Raw genomic sequence first — 16,511 nt, 5'->3', positions numbered from 1 at the left:
GCGGGATGCGCAACCGGCACCGCGTTGAGATCGGTGCTCATCAGCCAGTCGAACAGGACGACGGCATCGGCACGCCACAAATGCGCGGTCACGGTAGGTGGGTCAGATTCCATCGGCCCATGGTGACCCAGCCGTGGGACGGGTCGTCCAGCGGTCATCGTGACCTCCGTGGGCGGTGACCATGGGGCAACGCACCGTGCGCGCCCACGACTTCTTCTGCGCTCCCCTGCCGTACGACGCCATGCCCGACGACCTGCGCGAGGACCTCGCGGAGGCAACGGTGACCATCCTGAAGGGCGACCTCAACTACCGCCGCCTGGTCGGCGACCACCTCTGGCCGCCCACATCTCCCTTCGCAGACCGAGCCGCTCACCAAGTGAGTTCCCAGCCCATCTGACTTCGGTCAGGCCGGAAGCCGCCACGACGGTCCTTCGGGATTCTCGGCCCAGACGGTCTGTGTCAGGTCTGCGGCCACCGTGATGCCGAAGGCGGACTGATCCGGCGAACCGGCTTCCCGCCACGCCATGAGAGCGCCCTCCACCTGATCCCACAACCGCAGCGGCCCATGCTGGTGAACGATCCAGCCGTCTTTGGTCGCCTCGGTCCATGCCTGGGATCCGGTGGCAATGTCACGAAGGATCACGTTGTCGCCCGCCGTCATCAACTCAGCTGAAGGAGCGGCCAGTTGAGCAACAAAGCCTCCAGTCCAGTCGTCGGTCAGGTGCGGATCGAGCCGACTTCTCCGCGTCTCGCCCTCGTACCGATGGAAAACGGGGTGAGGTGGGCGTTCATGAGGTCGCGCGAGCATGTACGAAATCCTGTCGCCGGTGAAGCGTCCCGAGGCGATGTCGTCATCGGCAAGGGCGAGCCGGACCAAGCCGGAAGCGGGCAACCATCCGCCGACAGCGGTCGTGATGCTGCCACCATCGCGTACCTGCCACAGCCACGGGACCGGGATATGCCGCACGGCGCACGTGGCGATCACCGCGTCGTACTCGGCGCCTTCCTTGTGGCCCAGGAGTCCGTCGCCCACGACGAGGTTCGGCGCGTAACCGGCCGCGCCGAGATTCTCGGCGGCCTGCCGGGCGATACCGGCGTCGTACTCGATCGAGGTGACGTTCTCCTCTCCGAGCCGGTGACACAGAATCGCCGTGGAGTAGCCCGTGCCGGTCCCGATTTCAAGCACCTTGTCGCCGTCACGAATCCCGGCCACCTCAAGCATCCGCACGACGAGGGACGGCAGCGTGGAGGACGACGTGGGGTTGCCGACCAACGACACGGCGGCGTCGGCCGCGCGGATGCCCTCCACCTGAGTCACCCACGTCTCGTCCGAGTACGCGAGGCGCATCCACGCCTCCTCACCCGACTCCACACGCCGAACAGGCTCCCAAGAGCTGCCGTTCGGCCGGAACACGGCGGCGCCCAGGAAGCATTCGCGCGGAATGGCCTCGACGGCCACACGCCACGCGGGATCGGCAAGCGAAACCTTCTCGGCGATCCGTTCGGCGAGCGCACGACGTAGGGCAGCGGCTTCAGCGGTCATTCCGGGCCTCCGAGCTGGAGCTGGTCGGCCAGGGCAGTCGTAATGCACGCGGTGATGCCTTCGGGGTACCAAGCCACTGGCCGTTGGGATTGCATTCACGGGCCGCCCCTGGCGCACCACCGGCACCCACGCCCTGATCCAGGTGAATCCCTAGCGCTCCGCTGCGTGCCGGACACCCCCGTTCAGGCGGACGGAGCACCGATCGACTGGCCTTCGCCGGTGGCCACGATGCGGAGCTGCTCGACCGGGGGCGAGCCGGCGGCCTGCCATGCCAGGAGACCCGACTCCACCCGCGCCCAGGCGTCCGAATCGGGGCCTCCCTGGTTCACGGTCGTGCGACCGTCCTTGGTCTCCACGATGGCGAACGAGCCGGTGTCGGCGTCCACGAACCAGTCGGCCGGAGGCTGGGATGCATCGAGTTGCATCCCGGGGAACTGCTGGAAGGTCGGGATGGCGTTGTCCGCGATCAGGCGGGCTGCCGGGTCGTTCAGGAGGTCGGCAGGCACCCGGGTGGTGCGTCGCTTCCCGGTGACGGGGTCCGGCAACCGGACCATCTCAGGGGCCAACTCCTGCCGAGCCTGCATGTAGTTCCCCGTCGACAGGAACGCGCCTTCGGCGGTTCCGTCGTCCCCCACGACCAGCCTCGCCAAGCCATGTGCTTCCAGCCGTCCACGGATGCCGGCGATGATCACGCCCCCTGGCCGCACCTGCTCCAGCCACTCTGGGGAGATCCGCGAAACGCCGAACGTCGCGATCAGGGCGTCGTACGGGGCTTCCTCGGCGTAGCCCGCGCGGCCGTCGCCGACGACGACTTCCGGATGGCGCCCGTTCATGGCGAGGTTGATTCTGGCATCTTCGGCAATCGTGGGGTCCGCCTCCATGGTCACCACGTTGTCCTCTCCGACCAGGGCACACAGGATGCCTGCGTTCCAACCGGTGCCGGTGCCCGCCTCGAACACGCGCATCCCGGGCTTGAGAGCGGCGGCCTTGAGGACGAAGGCGACCAACCCCGGCTCCGAGCTGGACGAACTGGGCGCGCGCAGGACTTCCCCCCGCATCTGGTCAGCGAACAATGTGCCCGCGACCTGCGTCACGAGCGGCTGGTCCGAGTAGATCGTCTCAAGCCAGGCAGAACCGGAGCCCGCCTGCACGGCGCGGTATGCCGTAGGCGACGACCCCGGCACCGGTTCGAAGTACCCGCGGCGAACGAAGAAGTGCCTCGGGACTGCTCGGATGGCCGCGCTCAGATCGTCGGGGAGACCGCGCAGGTGCATGGTCAGATGCTCGACCATGCGGGCATTGAGCTCTGCGGCTACCGAGTCCACGTCGCCTCTTCGCCTTTCTCCAGAAGATCGGCCATGGTCGCGATCATGGGCAACCTTCGCGGATTCGGCCCACGTCACGAGACGTCTCCGGTTACGCGCACGGATTCGTCGGCACCGGGTGGGATGGGTCGTCCAGCCATACCTGCTCGGTTCCGTCCGGGTGGACGGTGAGGCCGAAGCGGTCGAAGTCCGGGCGGTCTTGGTTGTCCCACCAGCGCCAGGCGGTTTCGAGTTCGGTCCATAGGTGGCGCGGGCCGGACTGGGCGATTTCGAAGGTGTCGGCACCGGGGACGTAGTCCGCGGTCGCCCAGCTGGTGATGTCCGTGTCGAACAGCCAGAAGCGGTAGGGCTCGTCGCCGCTGGTTCCGCCGTCGGTGATGTCCAGGAACACGCCGGGGACCTGCACGCCGATCACGAACATCGCGATCCAGTCGCCGACATCGTCGGGGGACAGCGTCGTCGAACCGCGCTCGGCGCCGGCTGGCCACGGTTCGGTCGGGTACTTCGAGCGCGGAGGCTCGACTTTGCGTTCCTGGCGCACCCGCATGAATGCCGAGGACGACACGAAGTGGCCCGACGCGCAACCGTCCCGCCCGACGACGAGTCGGACGATTCCTTCTCCGCCGTAGAACGGGCCCCACGGCGTCACGATGACTCCGCCCGGTCGGGTCTGGGTGATCCAGGCCGGCGGCACGTGGCCGACGGATGCGGTGGCGATCACACGATCGAAGGGCGCGTAGTCCGCGTAGCCGGCGCGGCCGTCGCGCACGACACACACGGGCTCGAAGCCTGCCGACGCCAGCCGCTCGCGTGCGGTGTGGGCGACATCCGGGTCGACTTCGATGGTGACGACGTTCTCGGTGCCGACGCGGGCGGTCAGGAGCGCCGCGTTCCACCCGGTTCCCGTGCCGAGTTCCAGGACTCGATCGCCGTCCTCGACACCCAGCGCGGTCAGCATCGTGAACACCATGGTGGGCATGCTGGTCGACGATGACGGCAGCACGCCCGTTCCAGGGCCGTCGTAGGCCCCGTCGTCCCATTGCGTCGTAATCGGTACGTCGCTGTGGACGATCGCCCACCACGCGTCGGGATCGTCTTGGCGAATGAGGCGACCACTGTGCCGCACACCGTTTCCACTCCCCGGCCAGATCACGTCGGGTACGAAGAGGTGTCGGGGCGCGGCCTTGAGAGCCGGCACCCAATCGCCGGTCAGCACACCACTTGCGATGAGCCCGGAAGCCAGTCCGTCCGGGCCGGCCTCCGGGGTGATCTCGTGCCGGGTCATCTCTTCCTCAGGGCTTCGGTTGCGCCGGCGCCGGGTTCTGACCGTCACTCGGGTTTCCGTGCTCTCCCGGTCCCTTGCCTCCATGCTTGTTGCCACTGTTGCTGTCGTTGTCCTTGTTGCCCTTCTGCGGATCGGCACCCACGACGCCACCTCCAGTCATCGAATGACTACATAAAGCGAGTTTTCAGCGTCGCTCATCAAGATCGCAAGAGAGTGCGCGCACCTGTACTCGAAAGAGGGGCGCGCATCGGTGCGCGGGCCGAAAACGCGAGTACCTTCCACCAATCGGCAGGGACGTGCCCATGGGCGCTTCGGGCTACTTGGTGGCTTCCAGGAAGGCTCCCCAGGACGCGACGGCGATCGTGATGTGGCCACGCTCGCGGCTCTTTGTGTCACGAACTCCCGCGGCCACGAGGGCCAATGGCGCGACCTCCACACAGTCGCTACTGGCGGATCCCCCGGAGTGGGAGGACTTGCGCCAAGTTGCCGATGGCTGTTGAGCGTTCACAGATCTTCCAACCTCGTAGCAATGCATTTTCTGGTGTCTTCCGGCGACAGTGCGCTGCTCCGCAAATGATTCAGGAGGCGCCTGAATCGACGAACGTCGAGCACCGAGTCCTTTGCATCCATACCGGCTTCGTACTCGGTGTACACCACACTGGGGTCGACATCCTCGGGGAAGTCGAACAAGACGATGCCGCCGGTGAGAACCGCCCGTTGTGCGCTGAACGGGATCACCCGCACCTCGACATTCGGCCGATCCATGACAGCGGTCAGATGCCGTAGTTGCTCGCGCAATACGTCGGGACCGCCGACTTCGGCGTACAGCAACCCCGCGCCGATCGTGGCCACTATCTCGACGTCTTCCTCATCCAGGATCCGCTGTCGCCGGACGCGAAGTTCAACGAGCGCGTCGGCGGCATCCGGATCCGGTACATGCGGGCCGGCGTCAAACACCGAACGGGCATACTCCGGCGCCTGCAAGAGGCCCGGGAAGACGCCACTGTTCGCTGTGTGGATCCTGGCCGCCTGGGATTCGAGAGCGATGAACTCTTCGAGCGTGGCGGTCATGACGTGGCTATATGCCTGCCACCACCGGAAGCTGTTCGTCTCCTCCAACCAGCCCTCGACGCGCCGAACTTCATCCTTGTCGGCGTCGTAGAGGTGACACAGCCTCAGCAGGTCGTGGCGGGTCAACGAGACCTTCGCCGACTCGATGCGAATCAGCTTGGTCCGGCTCCATTCGAGGCGCCGCACGACCTGATCCACCGTCAAGGCCGCCTCGGTGCGCAGCCGTCGCAACTCGACACCGAGCCGCCGTCGCGCATGGCTCGGCTGGACAGCCATGGCGTCACCCCCTTCGGGTCCTAAGTCTGCGCCAGCATCCTCTCCCACGACACGCCCCTCGGTGCGCGCTTCGCGATCACCCGCAAACCCTGCGGACGTCTTTGGGCGATCCAGTGGCGCGCACCAGTGCGCGCCATCTATCGTCACAACCAGCAGCCACTTACGCACCGTGGGGCATATCGCACTCTGCGCACAGTCGGCTGTACCTCCTCCCGCTTGGAGTGACGTATGGCCTCACCACTCGACCACCCGCCCGCCCTTCTCGGCGAAGATGCCGAGCCCGGCCCCGAAGCCGAGTTGATTGCTCGTCTGTCCGTGCGGATCGATGTCGAGACGCTTCGGGTGCTTGTGGACAACGTGATCGGGCTCGTCGGGGTGGACGACGACACGGCGTTCGACCTTCGCCTGTGCCTGACCGAGTTGCACAGCAACGCACTTCGGCATGCCGGTGGGGCAACCCGGGTGCGGGTTTGGCGACTTCCGCCCGCCGATCGGCTGCTGGTGGCCGTCGGCGACAAGTGCGCGGCGGCGCCCGTGCGTTGCGCCGAACCCGCCGCCGATGCCGAAGGCGGACGCGGGTTGATGCTCGTGGATGCCCTCTCCGCAGCCAACGGCCACGTCGTGCACGCCGCCGGCAAGGACGTCTGGTTCGCCATGACGATCGCGCGCGTGTAGGCCCGCGCACTTGCGGCGGCGGCGGTCGGCGTGGGCTCGACCGGGGGGATCGTCGAGTTCTTCGAAGAGTCGCCGGGCGCGTTCATGCACGGCAGGCGCCAGGACGACCCCCGCCGTCGGGGGATCCCGCGCCCGAGGCGGGGCGAAGGTGCGTCCGGGGCGTTGCCTCGGTGGCACGTCCACCTACGGCATGATCACTCTCCGCTATCGATCTCGCCATTCGATCATGTGCCCGACGGGCCGCCGGGCAGCCACCTCCGACCACCCCCACGGTTGGTCGGCAAATCCGCCGAATGGGCCGATTCGGTGTTCCGCGGAACCGCGCGTAGGCTCTCCCCCGCCCCTCGGGTCGGTCGTCGAACGCGTGAGCGTGTGGGTTGAGCTGGGAATTTCCCTCCCCCTGCGCACTGATAGGTGATCACGATCAATGGTCACGCCATTGCTTATTTCATCTATCAATTTGGCTGTGACATCGTGATCAACGTACGTCCGACCGGGGTGGTGAACCTGCCGCTCCGGCCCCTTCGCGGAGGAGACCCCTGTGCTTACCGTTGGCAACCAGTTCCCCGACTACGACCTCACCGCCGTTGTCTCGCTGGAGGCGGACAAGGCGTTCGAGCAGATCACGCCCAAGTGGGGCGACAAGGGTTGGAAAGTCGTCTTCTTCTGGCCGAAGGACTTCACCTTCGTGTGTCCGACGGAGATCGCCGCGTTCGGCCGCCTCAACGAGGACTTCGCCGACCGTGACGCGCAGCTGCTCGGCGTATCCGTCGACTCCGAGTTCGTGCACCTGGCCTGGCGCAAGGACCACCCGGACCTGACCGACCTGCCGTTCCCGATGCTGTCGGACCTCAAGCGCGAGCTGTCCTCGGCCGCCGGCGTGCTCAACGCCGACGGTGTCGCGGACCGCGCGGTCTTCATCATCGACCCGAACAACGAGATCCAGTTCGTCATGGTCACCGCCGGCTCGGTGGGCCGTAACCCCGACGAGGTCCTGCGGGTCCTCGACGCGCTGCAGACCGACGAGCTGTGCCCGTGCAACTGGCAGAAGGGTGGCGACACCCTGGACGCCGCCAAGCTGATGGACGCCTGATCCATGGGTCTCGACGTCCTGAAGGCCGCACTTCCCGAATACGCCAAGGACCTCAAGCTCAACCTGGGCTCGGTCGTGGGCAATTCGAAGCTCGCGGAGCAGACGCTCTGGGGCACGGTGCTCGCGTGCGCCATCGCCACGCGTAGCCCGAAGGTCCTCGCGGAGCTCGAGCCGGAGGCTCGCGGCCACCTGTCCGAGGAGTCGTTCACCGCCGCCAAGGCCGCCGCGGCCATCATGGCGATGAACAACATCTACTACCGCTCCATGCACCTCATCGGCGACCCGGAATACGGCAACCTCCGGGCCGGGCTGCGGATGAACGTGATGGCCGCCCCGGGCGCCCCGAAGGCCGACTTCGAGCTGTGGTCGCTGGCCGTCTCGGCGATCAACGGCTGCGGCCGGTGCCTGGAGTCGCACGAGCAGGTCCTGCGCAAGGAGGGCGTGCCCCGCGAGACGATCCAGGAGGCGATCAAGATCGCCTCTGTGATCCACGCGGTCGGCGTGACGCTGGAGACCGAGGGCTGAGCACGGCCCGACGTCCCGGCACGCCGAGACACCCGTAGCACCGCGAGACCCGTGACAGCCCGTCCCCACGCCGGGGGCGGGCTCTCACGCGTGCGGCCGAGCCCAGTCCCGGGACCGGGCCGGACCGACCGCACCGACCGCACCGGGCCAGGCCGAACCCGACCGCCCCCGACCTCAGCCCCCGGCGGCCATCCCCACGAGCGCGACCTCGCGGTACAGGCCGACCGCGTCCCGCACGCCCATGCCGCGGTAGATCCGGCTGCCCGTGGAGATCGCCGTGCGCAGCACCCGCTGGGTGAAGACCGGATCCAGGTCCGGATGGAAGTCACCCGAACGAATGCCGGCGACGAGCGCCCGGGTCCAGGTGTCCGAGACCTTCTCGCGCTGTACGGACAGCCGGCCGCACGGCAGTTCGTCGCCGCGCACCTCGTTTATGGCCAGCACCGTGGAGACGCCGTGCCGCGCGTGCGCCTCGACGGTCCGCCCGATCAGGCCGGCGAGCCGGTCGGCCGGCTCCGGCTGCTCGGCGGCGTCCTTGTCGAACGCGGTGCGCAGGTCGCCGAGGAAGTCGCCGAGCAGTTCGTCGAGCAACTGCTCCTTCGAGCCGATGTGGTGCGCGAGACTGCCGACCGGCACGCCGGCCAGATCCGCGATCCGCCGCACCGTGGTGCCCGCGTAGCCGTCCTGCTCGAACAGCAGGTTCGACGCGATCCGGATCCGCGTACGCGCGTCGGTCTGCCGCGGCACGCGCGCCATCCGCCGCGCCGCCTCGACCTTCGCGTCCTCGGCCGGCCCGACCCGGCGCAGCGTCGGCGTGGAGTAGCGGGCGGGCCCGAGCAGGTTGCAGATCCGCTGGGACGCGTATCGCCCGGGCATCACGATGCCGCGCACGAACACGTCCACCAGCCGGCCCGCCGCCGCGTCCGTGTCGTATCTGCCGTTGGGCCGATACCACTGGGCCATCCCCCACACCGCCGACTGCAGCATCAGCGACAGCAGCACGGGGTGCAGGTCGCGGCGCATGCTGCCGTCCTCGATGCCCTTGCGCAGCACGCGCCCCCATAACCCGGACGCCTCCGCGGTGCGGTCGGACAGCCACACGAAGCCCTCGCTACGGGAGAGCCGGCGCGATTCGCCGACCACGACGATCGCCGCGTCGGGGCTGCGGCCGATCACGTCGAGGCTGTCCCGCAGCAGCCCGCGCAGGGTCGTGATCGGGTCGTTCCCGCGCTCGACCGTCGCCCGCTGCCGGTCCATGATCTCGGCGAAGAACGTATCGAGGACTTCGAGCAGCATCGCTTCCTTGGACGGGAAGTGGTGGTACAGGCTGCCCGAGAGCATGTCGGCGGACTCGGCGATCTGCCGGACCGTCGTGGCTCCGTAGCCACGTTTGGCGAACAACGCGCAGGCATGTCTGATGATCTCCGCGCGTCGATCGGCCCGCGGCCTGATGTGACGCTCCGCACCCGCTCGATCGCTCAACACGGGCCCAGCGTAGTACGCGTGGGAATCCCATGCGGAATCTCACGTTCCGATAGTCCCCATCTCGCCTCACCCGCCCCACCACATCCTTGACTTAGTCATACACCTGGGGCAGGCTGAGCGCAGGCTGGATCAATGCGTCGCCACCCGTGGCCCGGCCCCGAGGACCGGCCACTCAGGACTCGCTAGGAGCGACCCCATGGGCAACCCCGTCATCGTCGAAGCCGTGCGCACCCCCATCGGCAAGCGCAACGGTCGGTTCGCCGGCCTGCACCCCGTGCAGTTGCTGTCGGCCGCCCAGCGCGCGGTGGTCGAGCGGGCCGGGATCGATCCCGAACTGATCGACCAGGTGATCGGCGGCTGCGTCACCCAGGCCGGCGAGCAGTCGGGCGACATCGTCAAGACCGCGTGGCTGTACGGCGGACTGCCGCACCGCACCGGCGGCACGACGATCGACTGCCAGTGCGGCTCCGCCCAGCAGTCGGTGCACCTGATCGCCGGCCTGATCGCGACGGGCGCGATCGATGCGGGAGTTGCATGCGGCATCGAGTCGATGAGCCGCAATCCGCTCGGGCACACCGCCAAGCCCGGCCAGAAGTCCAAGCCGGACGACTGGGCGGTCGACCTGCCCGACCAGTTCACCGCCGCCGAGCGGATCGCGAGGAACCGCGGCATCACCCGCGCCGACGTGGACGCACTGGGCGTGCGCTCGCAGGCCAACGCCAAGCGCGCGTGGGACGAGGGCCGCTTCACCACGCAGGTCGTCCCGGTCGAGGCCCCCGTGCTCGACGCCGAGGGCAAGCCCACCGGCGAGACCGTCCTGGTCGACCGCGACCAGGGCCTGCGCGACACCACGATCGAGAGCCTGACCAGGCTCAAGCCGGTCCTGCCCGACGGTATCCACACCGCCGGCAACTCGTCGCAGATCTCCGACGGCGCCGCGGCGCTGCTGATCATGGACGAGGACAAGGCCCGCGCGCTCGGCCTGCGCCCGCGGGCGCGGATCGTCGCCCAGGCGATGGTCGGCGCCGACCCGTACTACCACCTGGACGGCCCCAACGACGCGACCGAGCGGCTGTTCGCGCGCTCGGGGATGTCGATGTCCGACATCGACCTGTTCGAGGTCAACGAGGCGTTCGCGTCGGTCGTGCTCTCCTGGGCCCAGGTGCAGAAGGCCGACCTGGACAAGGTCAACGTCAACGGCGGCGCGATCGCGCTCGGTCACCCGGTCGGCTCGACCGGCGCCCGACTGCTGACCACCGCGCTGCACGAACTGGAGCGCACCGACAAGCAGTTCGCGCTGGTGGCGATGTGCGCGGGCAGCGCCAACGCGTCCGGCACGATCATCGAGCGGATCTGACCCGAGCGGTCCGTCCGGACACCCCCGGACGCGATCGAGCCCCGCGCGCCGAACGGCGGGCGGGGCTCGATGTGTTCGTGGCGCGGATCGACCGACCCGCGGCGAACCGACCACCGATGCGGACTCGGTGTCCGCGGGTGGCTCAGTACCAGTGGTGGCTCTGCCAGAACGACCACGCGCCGCACGGGCTGCCGTAGCGCTGGTTCATGTAGTTGAGGCCCCACTTGATCTGCGTCGCGGGGTTCGTCTTCCAGTCGGCGCCGGCCGTGGCCATCTTGGTGCCGGGCAGCGCCTGCACCAGACCGTACGCGCCGGAGGAGGGGTTCGTGGCGTTGACGCGCCAACCACTCTCGCGCTCGACGATGTTGCTGAAGCAGGTGTACTGCCCCGCGCTCATCATCGACTGTGCGATCGCCTTGGCGTCGGCGGCGGACGCCGACACCTTCTCGACCGCACCGCGGTTCTCCGAACGCGCCGCGCGCTCCTGGGCCGCCTTGCGGTCGGCCTCGGCCTTGTCCGCCGCGGCCTTCTCGGCCGCCGCCTTCTCCGCCGCGGCCTTCTCCGCGGCAGCCTTCTCGGCCGCCTCGCGCTCGGCCTTCTGCCGCTCGGCCTCCTCGGCCTGAACGCGCTGAGCCTCGTCGTAAGCGGCGGTCTGCGCGTCGGCCTGCTGGATGATGCCCGTGCTCAGTTCCTGCGCCTGTGGGGCCGCGGGAACCTCGAGAAGCTTCGTCGTGCTCGCTTCGTCTACTGTCTGGGCGCCGGCGGGCGCGGAAACACCCGTACCACTGAGACCGACGACGGCGCCTACGGCCGTGACAGCGGTGGCGGATGCCACGGCTATCCCCCGAACCGAGATCCGGCTCACACATGTTCCTTCCGGCAGGCGCGCACCGCGGGCAAGGCGGCGTACGAATCCAACCCCCGGTCATCCGGCGAGACCCTTTCGGGATTCGCCTCGGCCCTCGTGCCGAGTTGCTTCACAAGGCGCGTGCGATGGGCGGCGTACAGCAGGTCATGTGTTCAGTTGTCCGGTCGAGCTGTACGCGGGGGTCTTACAAGTTCAGCAGCCTGCCTCAGCCAAACATTCGGAAGCAATTTCCCGGGGCGTGTCGAACATCACAACTCCCGGAATGGCCAAGCCTTTTCCATTTTTGCCCCGGACCGTTTCCACCCGGAATATGCGGACACGTTCAAGCCCCGCCGCCGACGTCTCGAACGGGTCGAGACGTCGCCGACGGGGCCGGTCGAACGGGCTCCCACCAGGCAAGCCGTACCGGGTCCGTCAGCCCGGCAGGTCCTCCAACATCTCGGTCACCAGGGCCGCGATCGGCGACCGCTCGGACCGGCTGAGCGTCACGTGCGCGAACAACGGATGCCCCTTGAGCTTCTCGACCACCGCGACCACCCCGTCGTGCCGGCCGACCCTCAGGTTGTCCCGTTGGGCGACATCGTGGGTGAGCACCACCCGCGAATTGCTGCCGATGCGCGACAGCACGGTCAGCAGGACGTTGCGCTCCAGCGACTGCGCCTCGTCCACGATCACGAACGCGTCGTGCAGGGACCGGCCGCGGATGTGCGTGAGCGGCAGGACCTCCAACATGCCCCGCCCGACGACCTCCTCGATGACGTCGGACGTGGTGACCGCCGACAACGTGTCGAAGACCGCCTGCGCCCACGGACTCATCTTCTCGTTCTCGGTGCCGGGCAGGTATCCGAGTTCCTGACCGCCCACCGCGTACAGCGGCCGGAAGACCATCACCTTGCGGTGCTGGTTGCGCTCCAGGACCGCCTCCAGGCCCGCGCACATCGCCAGCGCCGACTTGCCGGTGCCCGCCCGGCCGCCCATCGACACGATGCCGATGTCCGGGTCGAGCAGCAGGTCCAGCGCTATCCGCTGCTCGGCGCTTCGGCCGTGCAGGCCGAACACGTCGCGATCGCCGCGCACGAGCCGGACCTGCTTGTCGTGGGTGACCCGGCCGAGCGCCTTGCCGCGCTCGGAGACCAGCACCAGACCCGTGTGGCACGGAAGGCCGGCGGCCTGCTCGATGTGGGTGCGATCGTGCTCGAAAAGGGCGTCGATGTCGGCCGAGTCGACCTGGAGCTCGGCCATTCCGGTCCACCCGGACGTGTTCACCAGTTCGGCGCGGTACTCCTCCGCGTTGAGCCCCATCGCGGAGGCCTTGACCCGCATCGGGACGTCCTTGGACACCAGCGTCACATCACGCCCCTCTGCCATGAGGTGCCTGGCGACCGCCAGGATGCGCGAATCGTTGTCACCCAGTCGGAATCCGGGCGGAAGGACGGTCGCGTCGATGTGATTGAGCTCCACCCGCAGTATCCCGCCGGATTCTCCGATCGGGACGGGCGCGTCCAGCCGCCCGTACTGCGTGCGCAACTCGTCCAGCATCCGCAGCGCGTGCCGGGCGAAGTAGCCCAGCTCCGGGTGGTGGCGCTTGGCCTCCAACTCGGTGATCACGATGACGGGCAGTACCACCTCGTGCTCGTCGAACTTCAAGAGCGCCGACGGATCGGCAAGGAGCACGCTGGTGTCGAGGACATACGTCCGGTGCTGCGGAGCACGGCGTTGGATCGTGGCCACGGAGTGCCTCGCCCCCTCTCAGGGCACGCGCACCGTGCGCCCTGATCGCTCGGAGTCCGGGCCCCGGCCCGAGGGCCGGGTGCCCGGCCCTCCTGTCGCCGTGAACTGTGGAGCTTGAAGTGCACGGAAGGGCCTCCCGGGCAGGTGACGGGGTGTCACCCACATATCGCACCGGCCCACAGTGTGTGCGCCGGTCCGACGGGGTTATTCCCGTGATCAGGGGCTCCGACACAAACGGGATGATCACATGTTGCCGGAACACCCAAGAGGAGTAAGCCCAATGACGACGTGTCAGGCTCCGTAGCGGCGATGCCGGGCCGAGTAGTCGCGCAGCGCCCGGAGAAAGTCGACTTTTCGGAAGTCCGGCCAGAAGGCTTCGCAGAAGTAGAACTCGGAATGCGCGCTCTGCCACAGCAGGAAACCGGACAGCCGCTGTTCACCCGATGTTCGAATGACCAGATCGGGATCGGGCTGGCCGCGGGTGTAGAGGTGCTCGGCGATGTGCTCCACGTCCAGCACCTCGGCGAGCTCCTCGATCGAGGTGCCGCGGCTGGCGTGCTCCTGGAGCAGCGAGCGGACCGCGTCGGCGATCTCGTGCCGACCGCCGTATCCGACGGCGACGTTGACGAAGACGCCGTCCAGGTCCGCGGTCTCGGCCTCGGAGCGCTTGAGCACCTCGCGCGTGTGTTCGGGCAGCAGGTCGAGTGCGCCGACCGGGTGCACCCGCCACCGGCGCGCGGCGGCCAGGTCCTGGACCGCGTTCTCGATGATCACCATCAGATCGGCCAGTTCCTCCGGCGGCCGATTGAGGTTGTCCGTGGACAGCAGCCACAGCGTCACGACCTCGACGCCGACCTCGTCGCACCAGCCGAGAAGTTCGTGGATCTTGTCGGCGCCCTTGCGATGCCCCTCGGCCACCTGTGCGCCGTACGCCTTCGCCCAGCGGCGGTTGCCGTCCAGGATGACGCCGACGTGACGCGGTATCACCGTACGGTCGAGCGATGCCTCGATGCGCTTTCCGTACGCGCCGTATGCGAGGTCCCGCAGGCCCATGTCCACCTGCTCCTCCGTCCGTGATCACCCGCGCCGAAAACCCTACTCCCGTCCGACACCGGCTCGGAATCACGCGGCGGAGGGCGGGCGTGAAGATGCGGTGAAGGTCGGCTCGCGGACGGCGCGTCGCAGTGACGCGCACTCGTCCCGAGGGCGGCATTCCGGAACGCCGAGGGCCCGGCGGGAGAGATCCCGCCGGGCCCGGAGCGTACCGGTATTTTGACGCCGAGTCAGCTCAGCCCTGGAGCCGCGCGACCAGCTTGTTGTACTCGTCCCACAGTCCCTGCGGGGTGTGCGAGCCGAACTTCTCCAGGTGCTCGGGGACCAACGCGGCCTCCTGCTTCCAGATCTCGCGGTCCACGGTCAGGAGCAGGTCCAGTTCCGCGTCGGTGAGGTCCAGGCCCTTGAGGTCCAGGGACTCGCGCGTCGGCAGTACGCCGATCGGGGAGTCCACGCCGTCGGCGAGCCCTTCGAGGCGCTCGACGATCCACTTGAGCACGCGGCTGTTCTCGCCGAAGCCGGGCCACACGAACTTGCCGTCCGCGTCCTTGCGGAACCAGTTCACGTAGTAGATCTTCGGGAGCTTGTCCGCCGACGTGGCCTGGCCGATGTCCAGCCAGTGCGCCATGTAGTCGCCCATGTTGTAGCCGCAGAACGGCAGCATGGCGAACGGGTCACGGCGCAGCTCGCCGACCGTGCCCTCGGCGGCCGCGGTCTTCTCCGACGCCACGTTCGCGCCGAGGAACACGCCGTGCTGCCAGTCGAAGGACTCGGTCACCAGCGGCACGGCACTCGCCCGACGGCCGCCGAAGAGGATGGCCGAGATCGGCACGCCCTTCGGGTCCTCCCACTCGGGGGCGATCGTCGGGCACTGGGCGGCCGGGACGGTGAAGCGCGCGTTCGGGTGGGCAGCGGGGGTGTCGGACTCGGGAGTCCAGTCGTTGCCCTTCCAGTCGATCAGGTGCGCGGGCTTGTCCTCGGTCATGCCCTCCCACCAGACGTCGTTGTCGTCGGTGAGCGCCACGTTGGTGAAGACCGAGTTGCCCCACATGGTCTTCATCGCGTTGGCGTTGGTGTGCTCGCCGGTGCCCGGCGCGACCCCGAAGAAGCCCGCCTCGGGGTTGATCGCGTACAGCCGGCCGTCCTCGCCGAACCGCATCCACGCGATGTCGTCGCCGACGGTCTCGACCTTCCAGCCCGGAATGGTCGGCTGGAGCATCGCGAGGTTGGTCTTGCCACACGCGGAGGGGAAGGCGGCGGCGATGAACTTCGGCTCGGCGCCCGAGGGAGGCGTGAGCTTCAGGATCAGCATGTGCTCGGCCATCCAGCCCTCGTCGCGCGCCATGACCGACGCGATCCGGAGCGCGTAGCACTTCTTGCCGAGCAGGGCGTTGCCGCCGTAGCCCGAGCCGTAGGACCAGATCTCCCGGTCCTCGGGGAAGTGCGTGATGTACTTCTCGGTGTTGCACGGCCACGGCACGTCCGCCTCGCCCTCGGCGAGCGGGGCCCCGAGGGTGTGCACGGCCTTGACGAACTCGCCGTCCGTACCGAGGAAGTCCAGGACCGCCTGGCCCATCCGCGTCATCGTGCGCATCGAGACCGCCACGTACGCGGAGTCGGTGATCTCCACGCCGTAGGCGGACAGCGGCGAACCGACGGGACCCATGCAGAACGGCACGACGTACATCGTGCGACCGCGCATCGAGCCGGCGAACAGGCCGCCGAGCTTGGTGCGCATCTCCGCGGGGGCTATCCAGTTGTTGGTCGGACCCGCGTCCTGCTCCTTCTCGGAGCAGATGTAGGTCCGGTCCTCGACTCGCGCGACGTCCCGAGGGTCGGAGGTCGCGTAGTAGCTGTTGGGGCGCTTGTTCTCGTCGAGCTTCCTGAAGGTGCCCTTCTCGACGAGGAGGTCGGCGAGGCGCTGGTACTCCTCTTCCGAACCGTCACACCATTCGATTCGGTCGGGCTGGGTGAGCTGGGCGATCTCGCTCACCCAGTCGAGCAGCTGCCTGTGTTTCGTCGGGACCTCGTTGGCCACGATCGCTCCATTTCGCGCCTGGGACGGCGAGTCCCCGGCGTCGGGGTTGAGGGTTGCGGGGATTTTATCCGGTCGGCCGGGCGCGGAACCGCCCGGGACAGGTCCCCACCTGGAAGTTGTGCCCCGTACCGGACCGAAAACCCCAAAGACGTGCGGTTTCGCGCCCCTCCGGGACAAGATCTCCCG

Annotated in this window: 14 protein-coding genes and 1 pseudogene; 5 read left to right on the top strand and 10 right to left on the bottom strand. The window is 68.2% G+C overall.

Features of this window, described 5'->3' with window-relative positions; translation table 11 throughout:
- Positions 1 to 184: 184 nt before the first annotated feature.
- A pseudogene (locus OG928_RS20500) lies at positions 185 to 373 on the top strand (ARMT1-like domain-containing protein); the annotation flags it as partial.
- A 30-nt stretch (positions 374 to 403) separates the two neighbouring features.
- On the opposite strand, the gene tgmC reads toward OG928_RS20500, so the two are convergent.
- The 5 genes from tgmC to OG928_RS20475 form a co-directional block, all read right to left on the bottom strand.
- Positions 404 to 1,543, bottom strand: a complete 1,140-nt coding sequence (tgmC, locus tag OG928_RS20495) for an ATP-grasp peptide maturase system methyltransferase (RefSeq protein ID WP_406285842.1) — start codon at positions 1,541 to 1,543, stop codon at positions 404 to 406.
- Between the two features lie 182 nt (positions 1,544 to 1,725).
- Positions 1,726 to 2,868: a protein-L-isoaspartate(D-aspartate) O-methyltransferase gene (locus OG928_RS20490; RefSeq protein WP_406285840.1), complete on the bottom strand. Its 1,143-nt coding sequence runs from the start codon at positions 2,866 to 2,868 to the stop codon at positions 1,726 to 1,728.
- Between the two features lie 91 nt (positions 2,869 to 2,959).
- Positions 2,960 to 4,153 (bottom strand): protein-L-isoaspartate O-methyltransferase family protein, encoded by a 1,194-nt coding sequence (locus tag OG928_RS20485; RefSeq protein WP_406285839.1) that lies wholly within the window; start codon positions 4,151 to 4,153, stop codon positions 2,960 to 2,962.
- A 316-nt stretch (positions 4,154 to 4,469) separates the two neighbouring features.
- Positions 4,470 to 4,688, bottom strand: coding sequence for a DUF397 domain-containing protein (locus OG928_RS20480; RefSeq protein WP_406285835.1), 219 nt, complete (start codon positions 4,686 to 4,688; stop codon positions 4,470 to 4,472).
- The gene (locus OG928_RS20475) at positions 4,658 to 5,500 is read right to left on the bottom strand and encodes a helix-turn-helix domain-containing protein (RefSeq protein WP_406285833.1); all 843 of its coding nucleotides are present in this window, start codon (positions 5,498 to 5,500) and stop codon (positions 4,658 to 4,660) included. Before OG928_RS20475 ends, OG928_RS20480 begins: the two co-directional genes overlap by 31 nt.
- A gap of 228 nt (positions 5,501 to 5,728) precedes the next feature.
- On the opposite strand from OG928_RS20475, the gene OG928_RS20470 reads away from it, so the two are divergent.
- The 3 genes from OG928_RS20470 (at position 5,729) to OG928_RS20460 (ending at position 7,793) form a co-directional block, all read left to right on the top strand.
- A complete protein-coding gene (locus OG928_RS20470; RefSeq protein ID WP_406285831.1) occupies positions 5,729 to 6,175 on the top strand; it encodes an ATP-binding protein in 447 nt (148 codons plus the stop codon).
- Between the two features lie 541 nt (positions 6,176 to 6,716).
- The gene (locus OG928_RS20465) at positions 6,717 to 7,268 is read left to right on the top strand and encodes a peroxiredoxin (protein ID WP_406285828.1); all 552 of its coding nucleotides are present in this window, start codon (positions 6,717 to 6,719) and stop codon (positions 7,266 to 7,268) included.
- Positions 7,269 to 7,271: 3 nt separating this feature from the next.
- A complete protein-coding gene (locus OG928_RS20460) occupies positions 7,272 to 7,793 on the top strand; it encodes a carboxymuconolactone decarboxylase family protein (RefSeq protein WP_406285825.1) in 522 nt (173 codons plus the stop codon).
- Positions 7,794 to 7,967: 174 nt separating this feature from the next.
- On the opposite strand, the gene OG928_RS20455 is transcribed toward OG928_RS20460, so the two are convergent.
- Positions 7,968 to 9,278, bottom strand: a complete 1,311-nt coding sequence (locus tag OG928_RS20455; RefSeq protein ID WP_406285823.1) for a TetR/AcrR family transcriptional regulator — start codon at positions 9,276 to 9,278, stop codon at positions 7,968 to 7,970.
- Between the two features lie 196 nt (positions 9,279 to 9,474).
- On the opposite strand from OG928_RS20455, the gene OG928_RS20450 reads away from it, so the two are divergent.
- Positions 9,475 to 10,635: a steroid 3-ketoacyl-CoA thiolase gene (locus OG928_RS20450; protein ID WP_406285820.1), complete on the top strand. Its 1,161-nt coding sequence runs from the start codon at positions 9,475 to 9,477 to the stop codon at positions 10,633 to 10,635.
- A gap of 142 nt (positions 10,636 to 10,777) precedes the next feature.
- Here the strand turns inward: OG928_RS20450 and OG928_RS20445 are convergent, their stop codons facing one another.
- The 4 genes from OG928_RS20445 to OG928_RS20430 all read right to left on the bottom strand — a co-directional run bounded on the left by OG928_RS20445 (position 10,778) and on the right by OG928_RS20430 (position 16,325).
- Positions 10,778 to 11,500, bottom strand: coding sequence for a transglycosylase SLT domain-containing protein (locus OG928_RS20445; RefSeq protein ID WP_406285818.1), 723 nt, complete (start codon positions 11,498 to 11,500; stop codon positions 10,778 to 10,780).
- 417 nt (positions 11,501 to 11,917) lie between these two features.
- Positions 11,918 to 13,234 carry a PhoH family protein gene (locus tag OG928_RS20440; RefSeq protein ID WP_406285816.1) on the bottom strand — a complete coding sequence of 439 codons (1,317 nt, stop codon included), beginning with the start codon at positions 13,232 to 13,234 and terminating at the stop codon, positions 11,918 to 11,920.
- Between the two features lie 291 nt (positions 13,235 to 13,525).
- Positions 13,526 to 14,287 (bottom strand): isoprenyl transferase, encoded by a 762-nt coding sequence (locus tag OG928_RS20435; protein WP_406285814.1) that lies wholly within the window; start codon positions 14,285 to 14,287, stop codon positions 13,526 to 13,528.
- 235 nt (positions 14,288 to 14,522) lie between these two features.
- Positions 14,523 to 16,325, bottom strand: a complete 1,803-nt coding sequence (locus OG928_RS20430; RefSeq protein WP_406285812.1) for a phosphoenolpyruvate carboxykinase (GTP) — start codon at positions 16,323 to 16,325, stop codon at positions 14,523 to 14,525.
- Positions 16,326 to 16,511: the final 186 nt, after the last annotated feature.

It is taken from the genome of Embleya sp. NBC_00896 (genome assembly GCF_045207785.1).
Classification (GTDB): domain Bacteria; phylum Actinomycetota; class Actinomycetes; order Streptomycetales; family Streptomycetaceae; genus Embleya.
The sequence above is the reverse complement of the archived record's forward strand: the minus strand, read 5'-3'. Positions and strand labels throughout refer to the sequence as shown.

Excerpts from the sequence above, each read along its gene's own strand:
- OG928_RS20475 (WP_406285833.1), bottom strand. The coding sequence starts at position 5,500 with ATGGCTGTCCAGCCGAGCCATGCGCGACGGCGGCTCGGTGTCGAGTTG.
- OG928_RS20480 (WP_406285835.1), bottom strand. The coding sequence starts at position 4,688 with ATGCATTGCTACGAGGTTGGAAGATCTGTGAACGCTCAACAGCCATCG.
- OG928_RS20435 (WP_406285814.1), bottom strand. The coding sequence starts at position 14,287 with ATGGGCCTGCGGGACCTCGCATACGGCGCGTACGGAAAGCGCATCGAG.
- OG928_RS20485 (WP_406285839.1), bottom strand. The coding sequence starts at position 4,153 with ATGACCCGGCACGAGATCACCCCGGAGGCCGGCCCGGACGGACTGGCT.
- OG928_RS20460 (WP_406285825.1), top strand. The coding sequence starts at position 7,272 with ATGGGTCTCGACGTCCTGAAGGCCGCACTTCCCGAATACGCCAAGGAC.
- OG928_RS20470 (WP_406285831.1), top strand. The coding sequence starts at position 5,729 with ATGGCCTCACCACTCGACCACCCGCCCGCCCTTCTCGGCGAAGATGCC.
- tgmC (WP_406285842.1), bottom strand. The coding sequence starts at position 1,543 with ATGACCGCTGAAGCCGCTGCCCTACGTCGTGCGCTCGCCGAACGGATC.
- OG928_RS20450 (WP_406285820.1), top strand. The coding sequence starts at position 9,475 with ATGGGCAACCCCGTCATCGTCGAAGCCGTGCGCACCCCCATCGGCAAG.